Source organism: Rhizobacter sp. P1_G5 (assembly GCF_056405435.1).
In genome coordinates this window covers 1-7,721 of record NZ_JBFUCB010000266.1, presented here as the reverse complement: position 1 = coordinate 7,721, position 7,721 = coordinate 1, and the positions used below count along the sequence as shown (strand labels likewise).

The 7,721-nt window shown below is 73.4% G+C and carries 2 protein-coding genes; both read left to right on the top strand.

The features are described from left to right. Positions 1–4,063 (top strand): SDR family NAD(P)-dependent oxidoreductase (locus AC1D12_RS18330; RefSeq protein WP_477842072.1); only part of this gene is annotated, 4,063 nt, incomplete at its 5' end. After that, positions 4,064–7,721 (top strand): type I polyketide synthase (locus AC1D12_RS18325; RefSeq protein WP_477842070.1); only part of this gene is annotated, 3,658 nt, incomplete at its 3' end. It lies immediately after the preceding gene.

Below are 7,721 nucleotides of genomic sequence, written 5' to 3'. Positions count from 1 at the left end.
CATCACGCCCGGCGGCAGCGCCGACACGCTGAAGGCCGAGCTGGTGCTGTTCGACACGCACGGCACCGTCGCGACGATGCACGGCATCGCGCTGCGCGCCGCCGCGGTGTCCACGGCGGCGATCGACGAGCCGGTCTACCGCATCGCGTGGGAGCCGGTGCCGGACGCCCGCTGGCTGCCGACGCCGGCCGAACTCGCCGCGCAGGCCGGGCCGCGCCTCGACGACCTGTCGCGCGAGCACGACCTGGCCGACTACCAGCAGGCCTTCGTCGCGCTCGAAGCGATGAGCGCGGCGTGGATCGCGCGCGCACTCGTCGAACTCGGCTGGTCGCCGGCCACAGGCGAACGCGTGCAGTCGGACGAGTTGGCGCAGCGCCTGAAGCTCGCGCCGCGCTACCACCGGCTGTTGCCGCGGCTGCTCGCGATCCTGGCCGAGGATGGCTGGCTGCGCCACGACGGTGATGCATACACGGTCGCGAACTGGCACCCGGTCTCCGACCCGGCGCAGCGCGTCGCGCCGCTGGTGCAATGCCACCCGGCCTCGCGCCCGCGCATCATGCTGACCGCGAACTGCGGCGCGGTGCTGGCCGACATCCTGGCCGGCCGCGCCGACCCGCTGCACCAGCTGTTCCCGAACGGCTCGGCCGAGCTGGCCGAGGCGCTGTACCGCGATGCGCCCGAGGCCAAGGCCTACAACCAGCTGCTGCGCGAGACCGTGCGCGCCGCCCTCGCACGGCTGCCGGCCGGGCAGCGGCTGCGCATCCTCGAAGTGGGCGGCGGCACCGGCGGCACCACGGCATGGGTCGCGCCGATGCTGCCGGCCGACCGCTGCGACTACCTGTTCACCGACATCGGCCCGCTGATGGTGGCCCGTGCCCGCGAACGCTTCGGCGTGCACCCGTTCATGCGCTTCCAGCCGCTGGACCTGGAGGGCTCGCTGGCGGCGCAGCTGGCGGGGCAGCACTTCGACCTCGTGATCGCGGCCAACGTGATCCACGCGACGGCCGACCTCGCCCGCACCCTCGGCCAGGTCCGCCAGGTGCTCGCGCCCGGCGGCACGCTGCTGATGCTCGAGGTGGCGGGCATGGAGCGCTGGATCGACATCACCTTCGGGCTGACCGACGGCTGGTGGCGCTTCACCGACAGCGCGCTGCGGCCGGCCTACCCGCTGCTGTCGCGCGCACRCTGGCTGGCGCTGCTCGACGAACTCGGCTTCGAGGCCGCGGCGATCGATGCGCCGCAGCCGAATTCGCGCGAGGTGCTGCTGGCCGCGCGGCGGCCGGTGCAGGCGGTGGATGCCGTGCCGGCGTCGGGCTGGCTGCTGGTCGGCGACCGCAGCGGCGTCGGCGAGGCGCTGGCGGCGCGGATGCGTGCCGAGGGTCACGAGGTGACGATCGCGTCGGCCGATGCCGAGCCGGCCAGCCTGCTCGTGGGGCGCCCCCTGCGCGGCATCGTCCACCTCGGCGCGCTCGAACTCGCGGTGCCGGATGCCCGGTCGGCCGCTTCGCTGATCGACACGCAGCGCGCGAGCCTCGGCTCGCTGCTGAAGCTGGTGCAGGCGCTCGGCGCGCAGTCGTTCGCGGCCGGCACGACGCCGCGGCTGTGGATCGCGACGCGCGGCGCGCAGCCGGTGGGCGAGGGCGATGTGCCGAACCCGCTGCAGGCGCCGGTGTGGGGCTTCGCGAAGGTCGTCGCGCTCGAACACCCGGAACTGCGCGCGACCCGCATCGACCTCGATGGCAACGATGACGCCGGCGCGTTGTGGCAAGCCATCGGCGCCGACGGCGACGAGCCGCAACTCGCGCTGCGTGGCGGCAAGGCCTTCGTCGCGCGGCTGGTGCACGGCAGCGCCGAGCCATTCGAGCCGGTGCCGGTGCGACTCGAGAAGGCCGCCAGCGGCGTGTTCGACGAGATGCCGCTGCTGCCGATGACGCGCCGCGCGCCCGGCCCCGGTGAGGTCGAGATCCGCGTGCGCGTGGCGGGCCTGAACTTCCGCGACATCATGAATGCCGTCGCACTGCGCGCCGACCCGGAGCCGCTGGGCGGCGAATGCACCGGCACCGTCGTCGCGCTCGGCGAGGGTGTCGAAGGCTTCGCGATCGGCGATGCGGTGGTCGCGACCGGCGAGGCCTGCTTCGCGAGCTTCATGACGACCGGCGCGCAGCATGTGGCGCCGTTGCCGCGCGGCATCGGCTATGCCGAGGGCGCGACGCTGCCGTTCGCACTGATGACCGCGTGGCACGCGCTTCACATGCTGGGCGGCATCCGCGCCGGCATGACGGTGCTGATCCATGCGGCCGCCGGCGGCGTCGGCATGGCCGCGCTGCAGATCGCGCAGCGCGCCGGTGCGACTGTCTTCGCGACGGCCGGCAGCGACGCGAAGCGCGCGCTGCTGCGCGCGCACGGCGCGGCACATGTGCTGAACTCGCGCACGCTCGACTTCGAAGCCGAGATCGCGCGCCTGACCGACGGCCGCGGCGTCGACCTGGTGCTGAACTCGCTGGCCGGCGAATTCATCCCGGCCAGCGTGCGCAGCCTGTCGGCGCAAGGCAGCTTCCTGGAAATCGGCAAGCGCGACATCTGGAGCCTGTCGCAGTTCCGCGAACTGCGCCCGCAGGCGCGCTACCACGCGATCGACCTGAACGCCCAGCGCTACCAGGACCCGGCGGCGGCGCAGGCGCTGTTCGCCGACGTGATGGGCGCGGTGCAGCGTGGCGAGCTGAAGCCGCTGCCGCTGCATGCGTTCCCGCTGCAGCGTGGCGGCGAGGCCTTCCGCTTCATGGCGCAGGCGCGGCACACCGGCAAGGTCGTGCTGACGCAGCACGATGCGCTGCAGGCCTCGCTGCAGGCGCTGACGCCGCGCGGTGTCTACCTCGTCACCGGCGGGCTGTCGGGCCTCGGGCTGCTGACGGCCGGTCGGCTGGTCGAGCGGGGGGCACGCCACCTGGTGCTGGTCGGCCGGCGCGCGGCGTCGCCGGCGGCGCAGGCCACGCTCGATGCGATGCGGGCGCAGGGCGCGCAGGTGCAGGCGGTGCAGGCCGACATGTCGCGCGCCGACGAGGTCGCCCGCGTGCTCGACGGCATCGCGCGCGGCGGGCAGCCGTTGCGCGGCGTGATCCATTCGGCCGGCGTGCTGGAAGACGGCGCCTTGCTGCAGCAGGACTGGCCGCGCTTCGTGCGCCCGCTGGGCCCCAAGCTCGACGGCAGCTGGGCGCTGCATGTGCTGACGCGCGGCGAGCCGCTGGACTTCTTCGTGCTGTATTCGTCGATGRCCTCGGTGCTCGGCTCGCGCGGCCAGGCGAACCATGCGGCGGCGAATGCGTTCATGGATGCGCTGGCCGCGCACCGGCGCGCGCTCGGGCTGCCCGGGCTCAGCATCAGCTGGGGCGCCTGGAGCGAGGTCGGCGCCGCGGCCGATCGCCAGGTGGACCAGCGCGTGGCCGCGCGCGGCATCGACGTGATCACGCCGACGCACGGGCTTGAACTGCTGGAGAAGCTGATGCGCGCCGAGGCAGCCCATGCGGGGGTGTTCCCGGTGCGCTGGGAGCGGTTCCTGGCGGGTGGCGATGCGCATGGCCGCTTCGTCGCGCATTTCACCGAGCACGCGAAAGGCGCAGGGAAGCCCGGCGCGAAGCATGCCGACGCGAAGCCCGCAGTGGCGGCCGGCGCCGCGCTGATCGACGAGCTGAAGCAGGCCACGCCGCAACGCCGCCGCGAGCGGCTGCTGGGCTTCGTCGCCGAGCACGTCGCGCGGGTGGTCGATGCGCCGAGCGCACTGGCGATCGACCCGCGCCAGCCGCTCAACGAGCTCGGGCTCGATTCGCTGATGGCGGTGGAGCTGCGCAACCGGCTCGGCACCGGGCTCGGCCTGGCACGCAGCCTGCCGGCGACGCTGGTGTTCGACCACCCGACGCTGGAGGCGCTGGCGGCCTACCTCGAAGCGCTGGCCGTGCCCGCTGCGCCCGTGGCCGAGGCGAAGCCGGTCGACGCGGTCGGTGCGCTCGACGAGATGAGCGACGAAGAAGTCGAGGCGATGTTCGCCAAGAAACTGAAGAGGCCCTGAATGTCCGATTTCCTGGAACGCATCAGCCATTTCTCGCCGAAGCGCCTCGCGTTGCTGGCCGACGAGCTGCAGCAGCGCGTGCAGGAACTCGAAGCGGCGGCGCACCAGCCGATCGCGATCGTCGGCATCGGCTGCCGCTTCCCCGGCGGCGCCGACACGGCGGAGAAATTCTGGGCGCTGGTGCGCGACGGCGTCGACGCCATCACCGAGGTGCCCGCCGAACGCTGGGCCATCGACGACTGGTTCGACGCCGATCCCGACCACCCCGGTACGATGAACACCCGCTTCGGCGGCTTCGTCGGCCCGGTCGACGGCTTCGACGCGCACTTCTTCGGCGTCTCGCCGCGCGAGGCGCTCAGCATGGACCCGCAGCAGCGCCTGCTGCTCGAGGTGGCCTGGCAGGCGCTGGAACACGCCGGCATCAACCCCGAGCGCGTGGCCGGCAGCCGCACCGGCGTGTTCGTCGGCATGTCGGCCGGCGACTACTGGCAACTGCTGCGCCAGGGCGGCGTCGACAGCTACGACGCCTACACCGCATCGGGCATCGCGCACAGCATCGCGTCGGGCCGGCTCTCGTACGTGCTCGGTGTGCGCGGGCCGAGCGTCTCGGTCGACACCGCCTGCTCGTCGTCGATGGTGGCGATCCACCAGGCGGTGCACAGCCTGCGCCGCGGCGAATGCGACCAGGCGCTGGCGGGCGGCGTCAACCTGGTGCTGAGTCCGGAGATCACGGTCGCGCTGTCGCGCTCGCACATGATGGCGCCGGACGGCCGCTGCAAGGCCTTCGACGCGCGCGCCGACGGCTTCGTGCGCGGCGAGGGCTGCGGGCTGCTGGTGCTGAAGCGGCTGGCCGATGCGCAGGCCGATGGCGACACCGTGATCGCGCTGATCCGCGGCTCGGCCGCCAACCAGGACGGCCGCAGCAACGGGCTGACCGCGCCGAACGGCCCGTCGCAGGAGGCCGTGCTGCGCGACGCGCTGGCCGATGCGCGCGTGCTGCCGGCCGAGGTCGGCGTCGTCGAGGCGCACGGCACCGGCACCTCGCTCGGCGACCCGATCGAGGTGCAGGCGCTCGGCGCGGTGATGGGTGAAGGCCGCGCGGCCGGCGCGCCGCTGCTGCTCGGTTCGGTGAAGGCGAACGTCGGCCACCTGGAGGCCGCGGCCGGCGTCGCCGCGGTGATCAAGATGGCGATGGCGCTGCAGCAGGCGCAGGTGCCGGGGCAGATCCACCTGCAGCAACCGAATCCGTTCATCCCGTGGGACGAGCTGCCGGTGCGCGTGCCGACGGCGCTCGGACCGTGGCCGGCTCAGGCCCAGCGCATCGGGGGCGTCAGCTCGTTCGGTTTCAGCGGCACCAACGTGCACCTGGTGATGGCCCAGGCGCCGCAGGTGGAGCGCATCACATCGAATCCGCGGCCGCTGCAACTGCTGACGCTGTCGGCGCGCCAGCCGGCGGCGCTGCGCGAACTGGTGCAGCAGCACCTGCCGTTGCTGGCGGACGGCGCGCCGCTCGCCGACCTGGCCTTCAGCGCGAACACCGGCCGCGCGCGTTTCGCGCAGCGGCTCGCGGTGAGCGCCGCGACACCGGCCGACGCGCGGCAACGCCTGTCGGCCTGGCTGTCCGGCGAGGAGGTCGCGGGCGTGCTCGCCGGCACCGCGCCGGCGCGGCCGCCGAAGCTCGCGTTCCTGTTCACCGGCCAGGGTTCGCAATCGATCGGCATGGCACGGGGCCTGTATGACAGCGAACCGGTGTTCCGCGATGCGCTCGATCGCTGCGCCGCGGGACTGCAGTTGCCGATGCCCTTGCTCGACGTGCTGTTCCGCGATGGGGCGCCGCTCGACGACACCGAGTACACGCAGCCGGCGCTGTTCGCCGTCGAGTACGCGCTGGCCACGCTGTGGATGTCGTGGGGCGTGCAGCCGCAGGCGGTGATGGGGCACAGCGTCGGCGAGGTCGTCGCGGCCTGCATCGCCGGCGTGTTCAGCCTGGAAGACGCGCTGCGCCTGATCGCCGAACGCGGCCGGCTGATGGGCGCGCTGCCGCGCAACGGCGCGATGCTCGCGGTGATGGCGAACGAAGCGCGCATCGCCGACGTGCTGGCGCCGTGGCGCCGCGAGGTCTCGGTGGCCGCGGTGAACGGGCCCGACAACGTCGTGATCTCGGGCCTCGCGATGGCGGTCGACGCGATCGCCACGCAGCTGCAGGCCGCGGGCCTGGTCGTCACGCGGCTGAAGGTCTCGCATGCGTTCCACTCGCCGCTGATGGCGCCGATGCTCGATGCCTTCGGCGAGGTGCTGCAGGCGATCCACTACAGCGCGCCGCGCATCGACCTGGTCTCCAACGTCACCGGGCGCTTGATCGGCCACGAGATCGCCAACCCGACCTACTGGCGCGAGCACGTGATGGCCGCGGTGCGCTTCGCGCCGGCCATGCAGTCGCTGGCCGATGCCGGCTGCGAGCTGTTCCTGGAGATCGGTCCGCACCCGACGCTGCTCGGGCTGGGCCGCGCCTGCCTGCCGGAGCGCGGCGGCTGGCTGCCGTCGCTGCGGCGCGGCAAGCCCGACAGCGAGCAGATGCTGGACAGCCTCGCGGCGCTGTACGTGCAGGGCGTCGAGATCGACTGGCAGGGCTTCGACGCCGGCCGCGGCGGCCGGCGCGTGCCGTTGCCGAGCTACCCGTTCCAGCGCGAGCGCTACTGGCCCGCGTTCGCGGACAACTCCCCGTTCAGGCTGCGCCCCGAGCAGAACACCGCATCGGCAAGCGGCCTGGCGCCCAGCGTGCAGAAGATGCTGCACGAGATCGTCTGGCGCGAGTCCGAGCGCCCGGCGCTGCAGCCGCTCGCTCCCGCCCAGCTCGCCACGCGCGTGCTCCCGCGCATCGACACGCTGGCCGCGCAGAACGGCCTCGATGGGTATGCGGACTTCCTGACCGGGCTGGACCAGCTCGCGGCGGCTTACGTCGTGCGCGCACTGCGCCTGCTCGGCTGCAGCTTCGCGCCGGCCACCGCGATCGACCCGGCGCGCTTCGATACGCTGCCGGCGCACGCCCGGCTCGTGCAGCGGATGCTCGCGATCCTGGCCGAAGACGGCATCCTGGTGCGCGACGGCGCCACCTGGGTCGTGCGCCGCACCCCGGACGAGAGCGACCCCGAAACGCTCGCCGACGGCCTGCTCGCGCGGCACCCGGAAGGCGAGGCCGAGCTGGTGCTCACGCGCCGCTGCGGCCACGAACTGGCCGCGGTGCTGCGCGGCCGGGCCGATCCGCTCGCGCTGCTGTTCCCCGGCGGCTCGCTGGCCGACACCGAGCGGCTGTACCAGAACTCGCCGCCCGCGAAGACCTACAACGGCGTGATCGCCGAGACGGTGCGCGCGCTGGCCGCCGCGTGGCCGGCCGGGCGGCCGCTGCGCGTGCTGGAGATCGGCGCCGGCACCGGCAGCACGACCAGCCACGTGCTGCCGGCGCTGCCGGTGCAGGGCGGGGTGCGCATCGACTACACCTTCACCGACGTCTCGCCGCTGTTCCTGAACCGCGCCCGCGAGAAGTTCGCATCGCACGGCTTCATGCGCTACGAGCTGCTCGACATCGGCCGTGCGCCGGCCGGGCAAGGCTTCGCGGCCGGCGGCTACGACCTGGTGCTCGGCGCGAACGTGCTGCACG